The sequence below is a fragment of the Pseudomonas sp. LBUM1640 genome (assembly GCF_059716225.1).
Genome location: NZ_CP166816.1, coordinates 3,230,354 through 3,247,309, shown reverse-complemented (window position 1 = coordinate 3,247,309; position 16,956 = coordinate 3,230,354). Strand labels below are relative to the sequence as shown.

The window sequence follows — 16,956 nt, the reverse complement described above, 5'->3', positions numbered from 1 at the left end:
TACCCCAAACGGAGAAGCGCTATGACGCGTAAACAAGCCCCTATCAATACAGATCACGCCCAGCGCTCTGGCGTGCATGCCTGGGCCATCGACCCGGAGCAGGCCGAAAAACTCTGGGCGCTGAGCCAACAACTCTGCGGCATCACGCTTGAGTGACGGGCGCCCACCAGCGCGGCAACAATTGGCGCACCCGCGCCTCGCCAAAGCGGTCGTCAATCAACATCACCACGCCCTCATCCTGTTGGCTGCGGATCACCCGGCCCGCCGCCTGCACCACTTTCTGGATGCCGGGATACAGATAGGTGTAGTCGTAGCCGGAACCGAAGATCGAGCCCATGCGCGCCTTCATTTGCTCGTTGATCGGGTTCAGTTGCGGTAGGCCGAGGGTTGCAATGAACGCCCCGATCAGGCGCGTACCGGGTAAATCAATGCCTTCACCAAACGCGCCGCCGAGCACGGCAAAGCCGATGCCCCGGCTGTGCTGGGTGAACTGATCCAGAAAGCCTTGGCGCTCGGCCTCGGCCATGCCGCGTGACTGCAACCACAGCGCAATCTGCGGGTGTCGCTCGGCCATCAACTGCGCCACCTGTTGCAGGTAATCGAAGCTGCTGAAGAATGCCAGGTAGTTGCCCGGCCTCTGCACAAATTGCCCGGCGATCAGCTCGACTATCGGCGCCAGGGAGGCCTGGCGATGCACAAAGCGCGTGGAGATTTCATCGACGATGCGCACCTGCAGTTGCTCGGCCTTGAACGGCGACTCCACATCGACCCACGCGGTATCCGCCGGCAGGCCGAGCAAGTCTGCGTAGTAGTGCCGCGGGCTCAAGGTCGCAGAAAACAGCACGCTGCTGCGCGCGGCAGTCAGCCTGGGGCGGATGAACTCGGCGGGCACCACGTTGCGCAGGCACAGGGTTGACGCGCTGCGCTTGCCGCCGAACTGGCGCTTGCTGATATCAAAGATGAAGTGTTCGTTGAACAGCTCGGCGACCTTGGCAAATTGCAGCGCCTCGAAATACAACGCTTGCAGGTCGCCGCTGAGGGCTTCGGGGTGGTCGTTGAAGTAGTCGCCCATGGCACGGGTGCACAGGCTCAGAGCCTGGAGCAGTTTGTCGGGTTTGGTGGCATAGGCCTGGTACGGCGCGAGCTGGTCCTTATGCAGGGCGTTCCATTCGCGATTGAGGCGTTGCAAGGGTTTCTTCAACGGCTCGGGCGCAATGTCGCGCACGGTCTTGAGGCTGTATTGGTCGAGGCTGGCGCTGTACATCGAACGGGCGCGCTCCACCAGGTTATGGGCTTCGTCCACCAACACGGCAGCGCGCCATTGGTTCAACTGGGCCAGGCCGAACAGCATCGCGCCGAAGTCAAAATAGTAGTTGTAGTCAGCAACCACCAAGTCGGTCCAGCGTGCCATTTCCTGGCTCAGGTAATACGGGCAGACCGCGTGAGCCAAGGCCACGTCGCGCAAGTTGCGTTGGTCCAGCAGGCGCACCTTGGACGCGGCCGCGCGTGCGGCAGGCAGGCGATCGTAAAAGCCCCTGGCCAACGGGCAGGAATCGCCGTGACAGGCTTTGTCCAGGTGCTCGCAAGCCTTGTCCCGCGCGACCAGTTCGAGCACGCGCAGCGGCAAGTCGGGGCTGCTGTCATAGAGGACTTGGGCGGCATCCAGGGCCAACTTGCGGCCGGGTGTCTTGGCGGTAAGGAAAAACACTTTGTCCAATTGCTGCGGCGCCAGGGCCTTGAGCAGCGGGAAGATCGTGCCGACGGTCTTGCCGATGCCGGTGGGCGCCTGGGCCATCAGGCAACGGCCGGTGCTGACCGCCTTGTACACCGATTCGGCCAACGAGCGCTGGCCGGGGCGAAACTCGGCGTGGGGAAACGCCAGGGCTTGTGCAGCCCTGTTGCGCGCGTCGCGGTGCTGCATCTCCAGGCGAGCCCAGCCCAGGAACAGCGCGCATTGCTGGTTGAAGAAGACTTCGAGGTCGCAGGCCTGAAAGCGCTGGTTGAGCAGGGTTTCGCCTTCGCCGACGATGTCAAAGTACACCAGCGCCAGGTCGATCTCGCTGAGACCAAGCTTCTGGCACATCAACCAGCCATACACCTTGACCTGCGCCCAATGCAGTTGCCGGTGGTTGGCGGGCTGGGCGTCGAGGTCGCCGCGATAGGTCTTCACCTCTTCCAGGCGATTGCTGTCCGGGTCGTAACCGTCTGCCCTGCCCCGTACCTTGAGCTGCTGGTATTCACCTTCCAGCGCTACCTCATTCTGATAGTGCGCACTGCGCCGCGAGGCCACCGTGCGATGCCCGACGATGCCTTCCTGGGCGCTGGGCGACGGGGTGAAACGCAGGTCGAGGTCGCCGACCTTGGCCGTGAACTCACACAGGGCCCGCACCGCCACGCTATAGCTCAAGCGGGCTCTGCCCAGCGCACATAACAGACGGTGACCGGCATCTGGTATTCGCCACAGAACTCCAGCCAGCGCAGCTGGTTGTCTTGCAGTCGATCGCCCGGACCTTTGACCTCGATCATGCGGTAGGTTTTTTGCGCGGGCCAGAACTGGATCAAATCGGGCATGCCGGTGCGGTTGGCGCGGATGTCCAACAGCAGCCGTTCAAACCAGTAGCGCAGGTGTTCGGCGGGCAAACAGGCCAAGGCTTGCTCGAGCAGCTCTTCGCTGAGCAGGTTCCAGAATACGAAAGGCGACTGGATGCCCCCTTTCTCCACGTAGCGTTGGCGGATAGTCGCCTTGTAACGCTCATCCCCAAGCTGTTCAAAGCACGCCGCGAACAACGGTGCGCGGCGCTGATGGAAGTCCTCGCTGTGCAGGTCCACCGGCCCACGCTGGAACGGGTGGAAAAACGAACCCGGTAACGGCGCGAAAATCGCTTCCCAGCACAACAGCCCGAACAACGAATTGATCAGGCCGTTCTCGACGTAATGCACCGGCGCATCGGGCTCGCTCAGGTGGGCCTGCACGCAATACTCCACCGACATCAGCGGCTCAGGAGTCGCCAGCGCCAGATCCAGCCGCGTGACGGGGCGCGGCTTGGTTTTGGGCAGCGCCGGCTCGCCTAGCTTGCGCCGCAGGCGTGGCAGCACGCGCAACACATGCTGCTGCTCGGCGGCGCTTTCTGGGGTGTGTTGCGCGGCGCACGCCAGGGCCATGGCTTGCGGGTAATCCTCCTGACGTTCCAGCACGCGGATCAGGCGTGAACGCGCACCGGGATAGGTGCAATCACGGTAGATCTGTGCGGCCATCGCCAATTCGGCGCTGCGTTCACAATACTGGCCGACCTGGAACAACAGCTTGGCGCGACGCTTTTCCAGCCACGGGTTGTCAGTCGCAAGCGTTGCGACCTGTGCCAGCACCTCGTCCAACGCCTCTCCCGCCTCAAAGGCCTGCTGGCACTGGTGCAGGAACACAAACCCGTGCACATCGTCGCGTGTGCGCAGGCCACGGGACTCGGCGCAGAACGCGACCTTTTCGTAGGTGTAGATACCCAGGTCAGCCAGCACGAACTCCGACCAGTCCTGGTGCAGATTGCCGAAGAACATCAGGCGCAGGCGGTCACACAGGTCCATCACGCTGAGGCTGTAGAGCACATCGCCGAGGTCCGGGCACCACTGGGCAAAGCTGCGCGGCTGCGTGAACTGCGCCGCCAGTGGTTCCAGCCAGTCGGCCTTCTTGCCCTTTGGCTGGTCGATCCACGGTTTGAAGGCCGCGAGGATTTCACTTTTTTGCAGCACCGCAAACAACGCCTCAAAACCCAACGGGCCTTGGTCGTCAACCCAACCCTGCGCCACCAGTGCCAGCGCGGCCGTACGGGTGCAACCGATCTCGAGGTAATTGAGCTTGCTCGCACGAAAGTGCACGCCCTTGCGCATCACCATGCGCACCAACAGGGCCTGGGACGCTTGCGGCAACCTGTCAAATTGCTGAATGAAATGCTGTTCGTCCGCGTCGAGCAGGTCAGCATAGCGTTGCCCCAGCCAGTGCAGCACTTGGCGGAAGTTATGCAGGTAATACAAGGGGTCGTCGAGGGGGTTGGCCATGTCGCACGCCGATCAAATACTGGTTATGCATACAGAGTGCCGTCGCAAATCACTTGTTGCAATCGGTAATAGATAAATGGCGCACGCAACTTTTCTTATAAAAGTGATCAGATAGCTCTGTTGATGGCGTAACATTTACGGCCCGCAGCGCCTGGCGCGGGACTTTTCAGGGTTAAAGGTAAGGGTTATGAACATGAAGAATTTGGGGCTGCCACTGGTTGCACTCACTTTTCTGCTATTGACCGGTTGCTCGACGCAAACCGTGGTGACATTGCAAAATGGCACGCAGTACTTGACCAAGGACACCCCAAACACCAAAACAACCGACGGCTTCTATGAGTTTACAGACATTGCCGGCAAGCACGTTCGCGTGAAAGCCGCCGATGTTGCGACGGTACGCAAAGAAAAGTGATAACAAAAAGCCCCGCAATGCGGGGCTTTTTGTTGCAGACCGACACTGTCCGCACCGCGTCTATGGTTACGGTTATGGCTCCCCCCACCGGCCGTATTGGGGCGGTGGCTGGCGGGGGCAGCACTGGCATTGATCAGCCGATGCTGACGCCATCCGTCCATAGGCCGCCGTGCCCGACGCCGACCAGCGTCACCGAGTCGGCGCCAAACGTGAGCACTGTATCGGCGCCGACCACTTTCGCGTGGTCACGCAGGTCGGTGCTCCCCTCCACGTCCTTGAACACCAGTTTGTCGGTCGGCTGGTAGCCGATCACGCGATCATTGCCAAAGTGGCCGCTGAACAGAAAGGTGTTATGCCCGCTGTTATCGCGGAGGGTGTCATTACCTTTACCGCCCTCGATAAAGTCCGCGCCCTTGCCGCCCTGGATCAGATCGTTGCCGTCACTGCCGATAATGAACGTGTTGCCTTTGTGTGGCTCGGCATTGCGGTTGAGGTCTTGCACCCAGGTGTTGGCTCGCGCCGGGTCGGACAGGTTGGCGACGATCACCGTGGAGTCGCGGGTCATCTGCTCGTAGAAGCCGGACTCGAGGATGCGGGTCATGCCATCGCCATACGCCGTGGGCAAATGCGAGACCCAGGTCGGCAGGTTGACGATGGAAAACGGCAGCACATTCCACAACGTCGAGGCGTACTGGTCGTTGAAGCTGACGATATTGTCGGTGGTCGACTCATGGGGTTTGTCGTGCACGCCCAAAGACGACAGGTTGACGGATGAGCCGTCCAATGCGCGGAACACCGGGTCGTTTTCATAGCCGATATTGAGCACCTTGTCGCCGGCGCTCTGGGTGGGCGAGGCATAGGCCACGTAGTTGGAATCCTTATAGAACCCCGACCATTTGTTAGCGCTCAAATCCGCCATGCTGTTGACCGCCAAGCCGCCCAGGCTGTGGCCGCTGACCACCACATCCTTGCCGGTCAGGCCATGGGCGCCAGCGTAGTCGGCGACATTCTTGAGCAGGCCGCCAAAGGCTTCGCCAGCGTAATTTTTTGCGTAATCCTTAGGCCCCAAGGCCGCGAGCAAATCGCTGATCAGGTCGCCGATGGAGTCGCTGATCAAGGTTTCCCGTGGCCCTGACGTTCCGCGAAAACCGATGCCGATTTCGAGCAACTTGCCCGCGTCATCGTACTTGCCCTGCACCTCGACCTGGGCTGTGGTGTAGCCGGCTTTTTCGCCAAAGAACGTGCCGCGTGCGTCGACCTTGCCGGCGTAGCCCAGGGCGCTGGCGCTGATGGGCGTCCACCCGGCTTTTTGCACCGCTTCAAGGGCGGCTTTTTCCGAGTCGGGGTTCCAGGGAATGCCAGGGATCACGCCCTGGGAGTCCGTGCTGCCGAGCAGCGCCCCCACCAATGTGGCCGGCAAACCCAAGCCCAGCCCGTTGTGCTGATAACCCACGGCAAAGCCGTTATCGAGGTTGTGATAGGAATACAACGTGATCGCCATGGCATCGGCGAACAACGCTTTGGAGCCCTCGGAACCGAGGTTTTTATAGTCAAAGATACCCATGGTTGGTACTGCCTCTCTGTTGTTGAATTTGTCGAGAAAGCGAAAACACCCGTATCCACAGTGGCAACCGGCTTTATGTGAAAGCGGGCTTATGTGGAGGCCGAGCTTATGTGGGAGCGGGCTTGCTCGCGAATGCGGTGCACCAGCCAATAAATCCGTTAACTGACACACCGCTTTCGCGAGCAAGCCCGCTCCCACATGAAACCCAGCTCTACATTAAGCCGGTCGTGCGTGTTTAGAACGCCCAGTCGAGGCTCAACCCCACCCCGTGCACTTTGTCCTTGCTGGCCAGCAAACCGTTGTAATCAAAGTTCACCCGCGCCTCCTTGCTCAGCGCCAGGCTCACCCGCGCACCGACCAGCGCCGCATCCCGCACCATCGGCGCACTTTCCACCGCAAACGAAGGCCCGCCCGAGGCAAACGCCAGGTGCCGCTCGGCATCAGTGCTGCTCAAATTGTGCTGCCAACCCAAGGTGCCAGACACCTCCAACTGCTGGTGATCATTCACATTGAACGTCTTCAACGCACGCACGCCCAAGGTGCTCAACACCACATCGCGGCTGTCGTCATGACCTTTCAACGCGGCCGCATCGCCCTTCTCGGTAAAACCATCGGTGTCCAGGTGCACATAGGCCAAGCTGGCGAACGGCTCCAGGGCCAGCGGCTGCAGGTTGACGCGGTACGCCGCCTCACCGAACACCTGCGTGCTGTTCGCATCGACTTTGACTTTCTGCTTGCCGGCCACCTCACCGTATTGCAGGTCACGCTTCACATCCGCGCGATGCCAGCTGTAGGTCGCGCCGCCACTCAAGCGCCAGGCGCCGATCTCATGCCCGGCGTACGCGCCAAAGTGGTAACTGTCCACCGAAGCACGGCTGTGGGTGCCATCGCCCATGTTCAACGAGGTGTCGCTGTAGCCGGCGACCAAGCCGATACGGGTTGCTTCGTCCAGCGCGCCATCCACGCCGGCGAGCATGCCGCCGACGGACGTGGTGTAGCCCGCCGTGTCACTGCGGCTGTCGGTCTTGCCCCACGCGCCCAACGCCTTGACCCACACGTTGCCACGGCTGTCGACGGTTTGGCTGCTCGCGCCCATCTCGCCATTGCGCAGGCGTTCGCCCACCGCTTCACGCACATAACGGCTGTCATTGACCAGCGCGGTTTCCAACGCCGGGTAGATTTCGCCGGACAATTGCTGGAACGCGCCCTGTGCCGCGGCCGCGTTCGGCGCCAACAGCACGCTTTCATACACCGCGTTGCCCGCGCCCAATTGCTCAGTCGCCGCCGCCACCGCGCGCTGGTTTGGCGTCGCCGCCGCACTCGCGAAGCTGTTGGCTGTGCGCGCGACGTCCAACTGCACGCCGTTGGCCGCATAGTTCAGCGTGCCACCGATGAACAGGTAATCAGGCAGCACCGAACCGAAGCTGCCGGTAATGCCACCCGCCGCTTGCAGGATGTTGTACTGGCGACCGATCAAGCTTTGCGCTTGTGCGCTGCTCAGCAGTGTCGGGCTGTTTTCCAGCGCCAAGGTCACGGTGCCGCCATTGAGCGTGGCCGTGCCGCCTGCGACGATTCGGTCGCTGCTGGTCGGCGACAGCTCTACCGCGTAGGTGGAGCCAGCGTCGAAGGTCACGTTGCCTGCCACATTCAGTGTGCCGATGGAATTGCCCGGCGCCACGGTGCCGCCGTTTTTTGCGGTCAGCGAACCGATGCGCCCGGAGCCACCCACCTTGCCGCTCTGGCTGACGGTGACGTCGGAGGTGACCGAGCCATTGATCGCCAGCAAGCCCTGATTGACCAAAGTCGGGCCGCTGTAGGTGTTGGTGCCGGTCAGCACCAGCGCGCCGATGCCCTGCTTGGTCAGGCCGCCGTGGCCGGAAATGTCATTGCTCCACACATCCAGCCCACAGTGCACGTCGTTGCAGATGCGTTGCGTGGGTTTGCCGGCATCCACCACGGCGCCAATGCCTGGCAGGTCCGCCACGAATTGCCCGCTGCCATACGCGCCGTCGATACGAAACTCAGCCGGAATGTCCTCGGCGGTGATGAACATGCCAGGGCCATTGACGGCCTTGCCCAGGTTGATCATGCCCCAGCCGTACAGCGAGTCGATGCCCGGCGCGCCGAGGTCGGTGGCGGTGGTTTTGAGCAGCGTGGAGACCTGCTCACCGTTCATGTACGGGAAGCGCTCCATCAGCACCGCCGCACTGCCGGCCACATGCGGCGCGGCCATCGAAGTGCCGTTGAAGTTGGCGTAGTCGTTGGTGAGGTTTTCCAGGCTCGTGCCGTTGATGATCGAGCTGTAGATCTTGGTGCCGGGCGCCGACACACAAAAGCTCGCCGCATAACCACAGCGCGAAGAGAAGGTGCTGATCACATACGGATCAGGGCTCGCGGTGTTCGGATTCTGCTGCAACGCCGCTACCGACAGCCAGTTTGGCGCGATCTCCGGCACAAAATACGCCAGGCCCGAGATCGCATCCGGGTTGTTACGGTTGTAGTCGTTACCGGCAGCAAAAATCGTCAGCACGCCGCTGCGGGCCGCGTCGATTGCGCCCTGGTAAGCGCCACCGGCAATCGTGCCGAGGATCGGCCGGATGTTATTGAACTGCGCTTGCGCTTCATTGACCGTGAAGTTGGGGAACGCCGGATCGCGGCCGCCGTTGGCGTACTGGTCACCGATGCCGATACCCCAGCTGTTATTGATGATTCGCGCGCCGCTGGCGACCAGTGCATCCCAACCGGCTTTGTACACCGCGCCGTCGTTGCCAAGGATGATCCCGTCTTCCGGGCCGGGGTCACCGTTTTCGGCGCTGATGATCTGGGCGTTGAACGCCACGCCGTGCATCGGCCCACCGTCGCGGTTACCGGCAGCAATACCGCCGACGTGCGTGCCGTGGTTACCCAGCTTGCCGTTGGAGCCCAGGGACGGCGTGCCGTCGTAGCGAAACGCATCACCGGCCTTCACCGGGATATACGGGTCGGTGTACTGGCGGATGCCCTCGGTGACAATCGTCACCACTTTGCCGGGGCTGGCGAATTCCGGGTGCTGGGCGTACACCGGCTGGTCGAAGATCCCCAGCTTGACGCCCTTGCCCGTATAGCCCGCGGCATAGGCCGCATCTGCATGCACAGCGCCCAGGCCCCAATCGGCCTTGAACTCATCGCTGCGCCAACTGGCGGCGTCGCCCAGCTTGCCGGTTTCCACATAGGGTGCGGCCTGGGCGGTCCCCAGGCTTGCCAGGCAGCACAGCAACGCGCCGTATGGCACGCAGCTCAGGGCCTTGAGCGGGTAGCCCGGGCCTGTGTGAGTGGCGGTAGTTAACCCTGACTTACGTTTGTTCACGGTGACCTTCCTTAGTTTTCTTATTGCACTTTTTTGGAAATCCAAACCGATCGTTCCCACGCTTCCCGTGGAAACGCCTCATGTGACGCTCTGCGTCATGCTTTGGACGCAGAGCGTCCCGGGCTGCATTCCCACGCAGAGCGTGTGAACGATCTTGTTAAACTCAGAACTGCCAGTTCAGGCTCAACCCCACGCCCTGGGTTTTCTCGCGCCCGCCCAACTGCCCGTTGTAATCGAGGTTGACTCGCGTGGCCTTGCTCAACGCCAGGCTGGCCTGCACGCCAACCAACGCCGCATCGCGCAGCAATGGCGAACTGCGCACCGCAAATGAAGGCCCGCCTGCGACAAACGCCAAGTGTTCTTCGGATTCAACAGCGGTAAGGCTGTGCTGCCAGCCCAGCGAGCCGGACAGTTCCAACTGCTGGTGATCATTCAGAGGCAGCGTTTTCAAGGCGCGCACACCCAGGGTGCTGAGCACCGCATCACGCCGATCACTGCTGCGCTCCAGGGCGGCCGCGTCGCCTTTTTCGTGGAATGAATCACTGTCCAAATGCACATACGCCAGGTTGGCGAACGGTTCCAGCGCCAGCGGTTGCAGGTGAATGCGGTAAGCCGCCTCGGTGAACAACTGGGCCGTGCGCGCCTCCAGTTTGGCCTTTTGCTTGCCGCTGACTTCACCGTATTGCAGCTCGCGTTTCACATCACCGCGATGCCAGCTGTAGGCGCCGCCGACGCTCACACGCCAGTCGCCCAGCTCACGCCCGGCATAGGCGCCGAAGTGGTAACTGTCGATGGACGCCGAGGAATGTGTGCCGCTGCCCATGCTCAATGAGCTGTCGCTGTAACCGGCGACCACGCCCACGCGGGTCTGCTCATCCAGCGCCCCGTCGACACCGGCCAGCAGCCCGCCAATGGAGGTTGTGGCCCCCGCCGTTTCACTGCGGCTGTCGCTCTTGCCCCAGGCGCCGAGCGCCTTGAGCCACAGGTTGCTTTCGCCGTTTACCGGCACATGGCGCAGGCGTTCGCCCACGGCATCGCGCAGTTGCAGGCTGTCGTTGATCAACATCGCGCCAATCGCCGGGTAGATTTCGCCGGACAATTGCTGCAAGCCTTGTTGGGCCGCGGCAAGGGAGTCGGACTGCAACACGCTTTCGTACACAGGGTTACCCGCGCCCAGTTGCTCGGCGGCGACGGCCACATTGCGCTGGTTGCGCGTGGCGGCGACGCTGGCGAATGTGGCGTCGTTGCGTACCACGTCCAACTGCACGCCGTTGGCGGCGTAGTCGAGGGTGCCGCCGACGAACAGATAGTTGGGCAATACCTGACCAAACTGACCCTGGATGCCACCGGCTGCCTGGAGGATGCTGTACTGGCGGCCAATCAAGCTTTGCGCCTGGCTTTGGCTGAGCAGCGTGGGGCTGTTTTCCAGCGCCAGGGTGATGGTGCCGCCGCCCAGTATGGCCTTGCCACCGGCGACAATGCGGTCGCTGCTGGTTGGCGTCAGCTCCACGGCATAGGTGGAACCCGCGCCCAGGTTCACATCGCCGGCAACCTGCAACGTGCCGACGGAATTGCCCGGCGCGACGCGGCCGCCGCTGTTCACTGACAACGCGGCAATCCGCCCGGAACCGCCAAGGGTGCCGCTGTCATTCACGGTCACTGCCGAGGCCAACGAGCCGTTTACCGCCAGCAAACCGCCGTTGACGGTGGTCGCGCCGCGATAGGTGCTGTCACCGCTGAGCAGCAAGCTACCGGCGCCGGACTTGATCAGGCTGCCTTCATACACACGGTTCGCGGCGGCTTGGTCGCGCGCGCTGCCGACCGCGTAATCGGTTTGGTCTTGCTGGCTGGCGTTCGCGCCCACGCCGTTTTGCCACCCCTTGTCGATCAGGGTTTGCTGCCAGGCCGTGTGCTCGGCGCGGTCTTCGGCCTGGCGCTGGAGCAACGCCTGGTCGGAAATGCCATTGCTCCACACATCGCCCTGCCCGGCTGCCAGGCTTACAGTCATCGCCCCCAGCAATTGCCCCGGCCCGTGCATCGCCCGGCCCAGGTCCGGCACGCCCCAGCCGACGATGGTATTGGGCGCCTGGGTGATCGAGCCGTCGAGTTGCGTGGCCGTGGTCAACAGCACCTGCAACGCTTGCTCGTTGTTCATGTACGGGTAGCGTTCCATCACCAGCGCCAACGCGCCCGTGGCATGTGGCGCCGACATCGAGGTGCCGGATTTCACGCCATAACCGCCGCCCGGCACGGTACTGTTGATCAGCGCGCCGGGGGTGGAAATGCACCAGTACTTGGCGATGCCGCACTTGTTGTATTTCTGGTTATTTGCCTTGTCCAGGCCCGACACCGCCAACCAGTGGCCTTCCAGTTCCGGCTGGAAATACGGCAAGGCCGAGCGCACGCTGGCATTCGCGTAACCGCTGTTGCCGGCGCTGAACACATTGATAACGCCGGCCTTGGCCACGTCCGCCGCCGCATCCAGCCAGGTGCCCTGGTTGTAATGCTGGGCGTAGGCGGCATGCAGGTCGCCGAGGGTCTGGTAGCTGACATTCGGCGGCTGGCTGCCCCAGCTGTTGTTGATGGCGCGCACGCCGGAATCCACCAACGCGCTGTACACCGCCTTGAAGTACTTGGGGTCCGGGGTGGGGCCGAACAGGAAGCTGTCGTTGGCGTTGGTATTGCCCACGTAGACTTGCGCGTTGTACGCCACGCCGTGCATGCCCACACCGTCGCGCGCGGCGCCCATAGTGCCGGTGACGTGGGTGCCATGGGAGTCGTTGTTGGGGTTGAGCGCCCCGGTGGTGCTGAACGGGCTGCCATTGACGTAAGTGCCGGTGGCCGTGACCGGGTGGAATCGGTCTTTGGCGGCTTCCGGGTGATCAGCATCGAACCCGGAGTCCAGCGCGCCGATTTTCACGCCACTGCCGCTGATCCCGGCGGCGTAGGCTTCATCGGCCTTCATGCGGCCCAGGCCCCAATCGCTCTGGTACTCGGCGGAACGCCAGCTGGCGGGGTTACCCGGTAAACCTGTCTCGGTGTACTGCGCCTGTGCCGCAACGGACAGCAGGAGCAAGGACCCGGCGGTAAACGGTCTGAAGCGAGGTGAATCGGTGATCATCTAAACCCTCCTTATTGTTTTTATACGTGCTCATTTCATCGGGCCAAAGGCCTCGTCGACTTTCGCCAGCTCGGTGTCGCGCAAGTTGCCCGCGTAGTAGTGCAATTTGGTCCAGGCCATCAAATAGTCGTAACGCGCCTGGGCCAGGTCGCGGCGGGTGGTGTACAGCTGCTGCTCGGCGTTCAGCGCGTCGAGGTTGACCCGCTCGCCGCCGAGGATGCTTTGCTGGGTCGACACCACCAGCGCCTCGGCCGACGTCAGGGCCTTTTGATACGCGCGCAATTTGCTCACCCCCGACAGGCACGCACTGAATTGGCGGCGCAGCTCGATCAGGGTTTCGCGGGTCTTGCCTTCCAGCTCGTACTCGGCCTGTTCCATGCTGCGGCTGGCCTGGCGGGTGGACGCGGAGATGCCGCCACCGGCATACAACGGCAGGCTGACTTCAACGCCGATGGTGTTGGTGTCATAGCGCTGGTTGTAGGTGTTGCCGCTGTCGGATTCCTGTTTGCGCGCACTGGCATACGCGGTGACCTTCGGCAAATGCCCGGCGCGGTTGCGCTCCACTTCATAACGCGCCACTTCCACCGCTTGGCGTTGGGAGGCGAGCGTGGGGTTGTTGCTGATCGCCAGCTCATGCCAGGTGGCGTAGTTGGCCGGGGTCAGGGTGAAGGCGGCGAAGCTTTGGTTCAGCGGCGCCAAGTCGTTGATGTTGACGCTCTGCACGCCGATCAACGCGCCCAGTTCCCGTAAAGACGCGTCCTGCTCATCGAGCGCCTGGATCTCTTCGGCGGTGGCCAACTCGTAACGTGATTCGGCCTCCAGAATATCGGTGCGCGTGCCCTCGCCCTGCTGGAACAGGTGCTGGTTTTGCTGGAACTGCTGCTCGAAGGCCTTCTTTTTTGCGCGGGCGATGTCGATCTGGTCCTGGGCGAACAACGCCTGGGTGTAGTAACTCAGTACGCGCACCAGCAACGCCTGGCTCTTGTCGCGAAAGCTTTCATCGGCAAACAACGACTGGGCCACGCCCTTGCGGTAGTTGGCATAGGCTTCGTAGTCGAACAACGGCTGTTGCAGGCTGAAGGTCGAGCCGTAACTGTTGTAGTTGCGGTCGTCGCGATAGGTGCCGCCGCGCCCGTCTGGCAGGTGCGCTTCGGAGTTGTTGCGGCCCTTGTTGTAGTTGTACGACAGCTTGGGCAACAGCCCGGCGCGGCCGATGGTGCGGTTTTCCAGGCCGGCGTCGCGCTCCTTGATCGCGCCGAGAAACACCGGATCGTTACGCAATGCCTGCTCGTAGACATCGAACGGGCCCATGGCCGCCTGGGCAGAGCCGCACACCAGAAACAGGGAAATGAACAGCGACTTCATGCTCATTCCTCGGTCAATGCAGAGCCGGCGCGATCCAGCAGCGGCTTGAACAGGTAATTGAGCAACGAGCGCTCGCCGGTGCGCACGAACATCTCGGCGGGCATGCCTGGCTTGATCACCAGGCCATGCAGTTTCTCCAACGCGGCTTCACTCACGGTGGTGCGCAGCACGTAGTACGGCTGGCCGGTTTTTTCATCGAGCATCTGGTCGGCGGAAATCAGGCTGACTTCGCCCGGTACGCGCGGAGTGCGGCTCTGGTTGAAGGCGGTGAAAAGGATATCCACCGGCAAGTGCGTGCCGACCTTGTCCACCAAGTGCACCGGCAAATGCCCTTCGACCTCCAGGCGCGTGCCCTGGGGCACGATCTCCAGCAGGGTTTCACCGGCACGCACCACCGCGCCTTCGGTGTGCACGCTGAGGTTGACCGCAATGCCATCGGCCGGCGCGTTGATTTCGCTGTGCTGCAGGTCGAACCCGGCTGAGGTGAGTTGCTGTTCCAGGGTCAGGCTGCGCAGTTGAGCGTCGGCCAGTTGGCTGCGCACCTCCTTCTGATATTCCTCGCTGTGCTGCTGCAACTTGAGGCGTGACTCAAGGATGCCCTGCTCCACCCGGCCGCTTTCGCCGGTGTTCTGCGCCAGGTCCTGCTGCACTTGGGACAGTTGGCGCTGGTAATCGAGCAAGCGATTGCGCGGGATATAGCCGTTGTCGGCCAAAGGCTGCAAGTTAGCCAGTTGATCGCGCAGGGATTGAGCCTGGGCGGACAAGTCGCTGCGCGCGCGGCGCATGCCGTTGAGTTGCGAAGTGGCGCCGTCGATATTCGCGCGAATCCCGGCTTGTTCACGGGAAAACGCCTCGCGGCGGCTGCTGAACAATTGGCGCTGGCCTTCCATTACCAATGCCAGGGCCGGGTCGGGGTTGGTGCTCAGCTCGGTGGGAAAGGTGATGCTGGAACGGTTGTCGCGTTCGCTCTGCCAGCGCGCCGCGCTGGCCCAGGCCATGCGGTACTGAGCTTGCAGGGATTGCACGTCGGCCTGGTTCTGGGTCTGGTCGAGGCGAAACAGCGGCTGGCCTTGCTTGACCAGCTCGCCCTCCTTCACCAGGATCCGGCTGACCACGCCGGGGCTGAAGGTTTGCACGGCTTTGCGCTTGCCCGACACCACCACCGTGCCTTGCACCGGGATACCTTGGTCAAGTGGGGCCAGGCTGGCCCAGAGGAAGAAGCCGCCGGCGCAAACGATGGTCAGCAGCCAACCCATTTTTACGAAAAAACCGGCGTCGCGTTCTTTGAAGCGCTGTTCAAATGTAAGGCTGCTCATGCGCCTGGATTCCTTCCGGCTTGGTACTGACGACTGAAACTCACCCCAGTCTTTTCTTTGGGTGCTTCCTGCTGGCCGGACAACGCGCGCAGCACTTCCTGGCTAGGGCCAAACGCCTGCAAACGGCCTTCGTTGAGCACCAGCAACTTGTCGGCCTGGGCCAGCGCCGAGGACCGGTGTGTCACCAGCACTACGCTGCTGCCTTGGGCTTTCATCTGCACGATGGCGCTGGCCAGCGCGGCTTCGCCGACGGTGTCGAGGTTGGAGTTGGGTTCATCCAGCACAATCAGGCGCGGCCCGCCGTACAGCGCGCGGGCCAGGGCCACGCGTTGTTTCTGGCCACCGGACAGGCCGCCGCCGTTGTCGCCCAGCACGGTGTCGTAGCCCTGCGGCAGGCGCAGGATCAGTTCATGCACACCGGCCTGCTGCGCCGCCTGCACCACGAGTTCCGGGTCGGCCTCGCGAAACCGCGCGATGTTGTCGGCGATGCTGCCGCTGAACAGTTCGATGTCCTGGGGCAAGTAGCCGATATGCGGGCCGAGGTCATTGCGGTCCCAGCGGTGAATGTCTGCGCCGTCCAGGCGCACGGTGCCGGCCAGGGTCGGCCACACACCCACCAGCACGCGGGCCAGGGTGGATTTACCCGAGCCCGACGCGCCAAGCACGCCGAGCACTTCGCCGGCACCGAGGTTGAAGCTGACTTGCTGCAAGGTCGCCATGCGCCGCGCGGGCGGGCCCGCGCTGACTTGCTCGAAACTCACCTGGCCCTTGGGCGCCGGCAAGGCCATGTGTTCGACTTCCGGCGGGAACTCACGCAGCAACTCGTCGAGCCGCTGGTAGGCCAACTTGGCCGAACTCCACTGCTTCCACACCGCAATCAGCTGGTCGATGGGGCTGAGCACGCGGCCCATCAGGATGGAACCGGCGATCATCATCCCAGCGGTCATATCGCCCTTGATCACCAGCAAGGCGCCCAGGCCCAGCACCAAGGATTGCAGGCACAGGCGCAAGGATTTACTGAGCGAGGTGATCACCGACCCGGTGTCACTGGCCTTGTTCTGATAGCCGAGAAATTGCGAATGCACCGCGAACCAGCGGGTGCGCAACGCGCCGAGCATGCCCATGGCCTGGATCGTTTCGGCGTTGTGCAAATGGCTGGTGGCCAACTGAGTCGACTGCTGGGAAAACGCGCCCGCCTCGCCCAGCGGTTTTTTGGTCAGGTATTCATTCAGGCAGGCCAGTGCGATCAGCAGCACCGCGCCCGCCGTGGCCAGCACGCCGAGCCACACATTGAAGAGGAAAATCACGAACAGATAGATGGGAAACCACGGCGCATCAAAGAACGCAAACAGCGCCGGGCCGGTGATGAATTGGCGGATCGCAGTCAGGTCACCGAGCGATTGCCCGGCGTGCCCCTGGCCGCGTTGCAGGTTGCGTTCAAACGCGGCTTTGTACACGCGCAAGTTGAAACGCCGCTCCAGTTGGCTGCCGATGCGGATCACGATAAAACTGCGAATGACTTCCAGCGTGCCGATAAACGCGAAGAAGCCCACCACCATCAACGTCAACATCACCAGGGTGGTTTCGTTCTGGGAGGACAACACACGGTCATACACTTGCAGCATGTAAATCGACGGCACCAGCATCAACAGGTTAATTAATGCCGTGAAGAAGCCGATGCTGATCAAAATACTCTTGTATTCACCCAACGCCCTGAACAAGGGCGCAACCGCATGGGACTTCGCCATATCTTCTGATCTTCCCTGAAGCGAATTACGCGCA

The 16,956-nt window shown here is 62.4% G+C and carries 10 protein-coding genes; 2 read left to right on the top strand and 8 right to left on the bottom strand.

Annotation, left to right across the window (positions count from 1 at the left end):
- Positions 1 to 21: 21 nt before the first annotated feature.
- A complete protein-coding gene (locus ACA065_RS14635; protein WP_497695135.1) occupies positions 22 to 156 on the top strand; it encodes a hypothetical protein in 135 nt (44 codons plus the stop codon).
- Here the strand turns inward: ACA065_RS14635 and ACA065_RS14630 are convergent.
- Both ACA065_RS14630 and ACA065_RS14625 read right to left on the bottom strand, forming a co-directional pair.
- Complete coding sequence (locus tag ACA065_RS14630) at positions 143 to 2,407, bottom strand: ATP-dependent DNA helicase (protein WP_497695134.1); 2,265 nt, start codon at positions 2,405 to 2,407, stop codon at positions 143 to 145. The genes ACA065_RS14635 and ACA065_RS14630 overlap by 14 nt on opposite strands.
- Positions 2,404 to 4,050 (bottom strand): VRR-NUC domain-containing protein, encoded by a 1,647-nt coding sequence (locus ACA065_RS14625; protein WP_497695133.1) that lies wholly within the window; start codon positions 4,048 to 4,050, stop codon positions 2,404 to 2,406. The genes ACA065_RS14630 and ACA065_RS14625 overlap by 4 nt, the downstream gene beginning before the upstream one ends.
- A gap of 187 nt (positions 4,051 to 4,237) precedes the next feature.
- On the opposite strand from ACA065_RS14625, the gene ACA065_RS14620 reads away from it, so the two are divergent.
- Positions 4,238 to 4,462 carry a YgdI/YgdR family lipoprotein gene (locus tag ACA065_RS14620; RefSeq protein WP_497695132.1) on the top strand — a complete coding sequence of 75 codons (225 nt, stop codon included), beginning with the start codon at positions 4,238 to 4,240 and terminating at the stop codon, positions 4,460 to 4,462.
- A gap of 133 nt (positions 4,463 to 4,595) precedes the next feature.
- Here the strand turns inward: ACA065_RS14620 and ACA065_RS14615 are convergent, their stop codons facing one another.
- The 6 genes from ACA065_RS14615 to ACA065_RS14590 all read right to left on the bottom strand — a co-directional run bounded on the left by ACA065_RS14615 (position 4,596) and on the right by ACA065_RS14590 (position 16,922).
- Complete coding sequence (locus tag ACA065_RS14615; protein ID WP_497695131.1) at positions 4,596 to 6,026, bottom strand: polyurethane esterase; 1,431 nt, start codon at positions 6,024 to 6,026, stop codon at positions 4,596 to 4,598.
- A gap of 235 nt (positions 6,027 to 6,261) precedes the next feature.
- Positions 6,262 to 9,372 (bottom strand): autotransporter domain-containing protein, encoded by a 3,111-nt coding sequence (locus ACA065_RS14610; RefSeq protein WP_497695130.1) that lies wholly within the window; start codon positions 9,370 to 9,372, stop codon positions 6,262 to 6,264.
- Between the two features lie 163 nt (positions 9,373 to 9,535).
- The gene (gene eprS / locus ACA065_RS14605) at positions 9,536 to 12,493 is read right to left on the bottom strand and encodes an autotransporter serine peptidase EprS (protein ID WP_497695129.1); all 2,958 of its coding nucleotides are present in this window, start codon (positions 12,491 to 12,493) and stop codon (positions 9,536 to 9,538) included.
- A gap of 30 nt (positions 12,494 to 12,523) precedes the next feature.
- Positions 12,524 to 13,858, bottom strand: a complete 1,335-nt coding sequence (locus ACA065_RS14600) for a TolC family outer membrane protein (protein WP_497695128.1) — start codon at positions 13,856 to 13,858, stop codon at positions 12,524 to 12,526.
- Between the two features lie 2 nt (positions 13,859 to 13,860).
- Positions 13,861 to 15,174 (bottom strand): HlyD family type I secretion periplasmic adaptor subunit, encoded by a 1,314-nt coding sequence (locus ACA065_RS14595; RefSeq protein WP_497695127.1) that lies wholly within the window; start codon positions 15,172 to 15,174, stop codon positions 13,861 to 13,863.
- Positions 15,171 to 16,922, bottom strand: coding sequence for a type I secretion system permease/ATPase (locus ACA065_RS14590; protein ID WP_497695126.1), 1,752 nt, complete (start codon positions 16,920 to 16,922; stop codon positions 15,171 to 15,173). Before ACA065_RS14590 ends, ACA065_RS14595 begins: the two co-directional genes overlap by 4 nt.
- Positions 16,923 to 16,956: the final 34 nt, after the last annotated feature.